Genomic DNA, 2967 nt, shown 5'->3' on the forward strand with positions numbered 1-2967 from the left:
TTAATAATAAATTATTCTAATAATGAAAATTATTAAGCGAAACTTCTCTTTTTGTTTATATATTCGCAAAAATTTTATCAACAACCCAAATTAAAAAAAAGACATAAGAAAATGAAGAAATTATTAATTGTAGCTATTGCACTTGTATTTGCATCTTGTAATCAAACTAAAGTTGCTTATATAGATATTGAAGTTTTAATGAAAGATTACGAAGCTACTAAAGCTTTAGAAATTTCATTAAAGGCAAAACAAGAAGTAATGGCAAAAGAATTAGATAGTATTGGAGCACCATTTCAACTAAAAGTGCAACAATATTATGAAGCTGCTCAAAAAATGACTCCTCAAAAAAGAGCTGAGGCTGAACAAGCATTGCAACAAGAGCAACAATTTTTACAATCTAAGCAACAACAAGCTTCTCAAATTTTACAACAAGAGAATCAAGAACAAAGTGAAATTTTAACGAAGAAAGTAGATAGTTTAGTTGGTGTTTATGCAAAAACTAAAGGATACAATTTAATTTTCGGAACATCTGGAAAAGGTACTGTGATGTATGGAGATGAGTCTTTAAATATTACTGTTGAAGTTTTAGATATTTTGAACGCTGATTTCTCTAAAGAATAAATATAAAACACTAATAATCAATTAAATAAGCCATTTACTATTGAAGTAAATGGCTTATTTTTTTAATTAGATTTTGATCCTATAAAATGGTGGTCTTTAATTTTAAACATCACATTAAAAGTCGTTAAACTTCCATAAATTCGTGTGATATATTGTTGTAAATCAACTTTATCTTGGTCATCTAATTTACTTGAGTTAATTTTTTGCTCCATAACTCTTATTCTGTCACGTACCATCACAATTTTGTGGAAGAAGGCATCAATAGGAATTTCTTTACTTGACAAAGAAGTATCTTTAGGTTCTAAAATTATAGTACCACCTTTCCATTTATCAGCAATAGGAATTACTTCAGAAATATCTGACCATTGTTTTAACATATTTCTTAGTGAAGATTCAACTTCAAAAAAGCTAATAGTATCTACTTCGTCTTCAACCGATTCAATTACTTCAAACTCGCTATCAAGATCAATAGTTTCTAAACCGTTTTCAATAAATGTAACCCAATAATGTTTGGAGGTTACGTTGGTAACAACACCTAAACCAAATTCAGCGTGTTTAATACGAGAACCTATACCTAATAATTTCATAATCAATAATTTAAGTTAGTAAATAAATGCCAATAATATTTAAAATAAAATAGACTGTAATATTCATAGCTCCAGGATAATCTTTTGCTATTCGTTGTCCAATTAAGAACATTAAAAGCGTAATAGCTGAGATTTCTAAACCAATTTTAACCACAATAAAAGTATTATCTAAAACTAAATAATAAAGACCAATAGTTAGCAATATAACAACTGATATTTCAAAAATCAAAATTAGTATAAGCAATATTGAAATCATTTTTTGAAGCACTGTTTTTTCAAAATGATTTGTGTAATAAGCTACTGTTCCTTTCCAATCTGTTACTTTTTCGAAAACAGAGAAGAAGTAGGTAATAATAAAAAAAAGTACAATTAGTATTTCAGCTGAATGTTTGTTGAATATTGACATCTTTTTTAATTATTTAATATCCGCTTTGTCCCAAACTTTACCTGTTTTTTCATCAATCATTTCAATAGAAACTTTTTCGCCATCAATTTTTACTGATAGTACATAGTATATTGCTTCTGGTAAATCGGTAACCGTACCATTTGGAGCTTGAAATTTATAAGGAGCTTGTCCTTCTTCAATTTCTTTGGTTATTCGCTTTCCATAAAAAGCATCACCTTTTATAGCATCTTTTTCTCTTTTTAAAGAGTAAATACTAGCACCTGCACCGGCAGAAATTATATAGTTAGTATTATTTCTTTTAGTACGATAATAAATATGATCGTGGCCACTAAAAACAGCTGTTACATTATATTTGTCAAATAGTTTCGTCATTTTTGTTTCGGTTCCTTCAACATCTTCATAAGACTTATTTCCTAAAGTATAATTTGGACGATGCTTGTAAATAAATATATGTTTGTTTTTACCTTTTCTTAACTCTCTTTTTAGCCATTTTAGCTTCTTTTTATTGTCACTTATTTTTGGCCAAGGAAGTGCAATAAATTTAGCATTTCCATATTGAAAACTGTACATATCTGTTTTCATTCCGAAAAAGTTAGTGAAATTTTCAATACCGTTTTCGCCACCAGATTCTTCATGATTTCCAACTGTTGGCCACATTGGATATTTTCTCATAAACCATCTACCTTTTTCATCTAATAGTTTATAATCTATTTCACCTTGTTCTCCGGCTCCTTTATTAACCAAATCGGCAGTTGTAATACAAAAATCTGGTTGTAAAGAGTCTGCACGTTTTAAAACTCCTGGAAAATACTTAGATCCTTTAGAATCTCCAAAAACTAAAAAATGCATTTTTGTTGGTTTTTCACCTTTTCTAGATTTTAATAACTCCATTTTTGGTTCTGGGTTATAAGGATTGTCTAAATCTTGTCCTTTAGTATTGATAAAAGTTAAAAATAGAAGAAGATATAACAGGGAAAATTTGTGACTTAGCATTATTGATGATTTTTAATGTTTTTATTTAGCTATATTATTTTCTTTTTCGTGTAAAAGACGAGTTAGTTTTATAGATAAATCTAATAAAATTATTTTTGCATTTCCATTTCTTTCAATATGATAAATAGCATCATTTAGCTCTTTATTTATTTCTATAATATTACCACTATGAATAAACGGAGCAAAATTTTCTAGTTTAAAACTAGGTGTTTTTGGTTGTAAAAAAACCAAAGAAGCGGCATCATAATTTAGTAAAAGAGCTTGTCTAAAAAACTGTAAGCAGTAGTTTAGAAAACGTTTTTGAGTTTCTCTTCCAGTTTTTGAAATAGTATCGCTCCAATCAATTAATAATTGAATTAC

4 protein-coding genes and 1 pseudogene are annotated in these 2967 nt (G+C 28.0%); 1 reads left to right on the plus strand and 4 read right to left on the minus strand.

All coding sequences use genetic code 11. The annotated features are described in order from the left end of the window. The first annotated feature begins 111 nt into the window (after positions 1-111). Entirely contained in the window at positions 112-621 is a 510-nt protein-coding gene (locus tag Q0352_RS13705) for an OmpH family outer membrane protein (protein WP_299528415.1), read from the plus strand. Between the two features lie 62 nt (positions 622-683). On the opposite strand, the gene Q0352_RS13710 is transcribed toward Q0352_RS13705, so the two are convergent. From Q0352_RS13710 to Q0352_RS13725, 4 genes and pseudogenes are all read right to left on the minus strand, one after another. Next, positions 684-1208 (minus strand): hypothetical protein, encoded by a 525-nt coding sequence (locus Q0352_RS13710; RefSeq protein WP_299528417.1) that lies wholly within the window; start codon positions 1206-1208, stop codon positions 684-686. Positions 1209-1218: 10 nt separating this feature from the next. Then, complete coding sequence (locus Q0352_RS13715) at positions 1219-1614, minus strand: DoxX family protein (protein WP_299528419.1); 396 nt, start codon at positions 1612-1614, stop codon at positions 1219-1221. 9 nt (positions 1615-1623) lie between these two features. Then, on the minus strand, positions 1624-2607 hold the full coding sequence (locus Q0352_RS13720; protein WP_299528421.1) for a metallophosphoesterase: 984 nt from the start codon (positions 2605-2607) through the stop codon (positions 1624-1626). 21 nt (positions 2608-2628) lie between these two features. Then, a pseudogene (locus tag Q0352_RS13725) lies at positions 2629-2967 on the minus strand (DNA polymerase III subunit delta'); the annotation flags it as partial.

Origin of the sequence: uncultured Lutibacter sp. (genome assembly GCF_937891065.1) — a bacterium.
Lineage (GTDB): Bacteria > Bacteroidota > Bacteroidia > Flavobacteriales > Flavobacteriaceae > Lutibacter.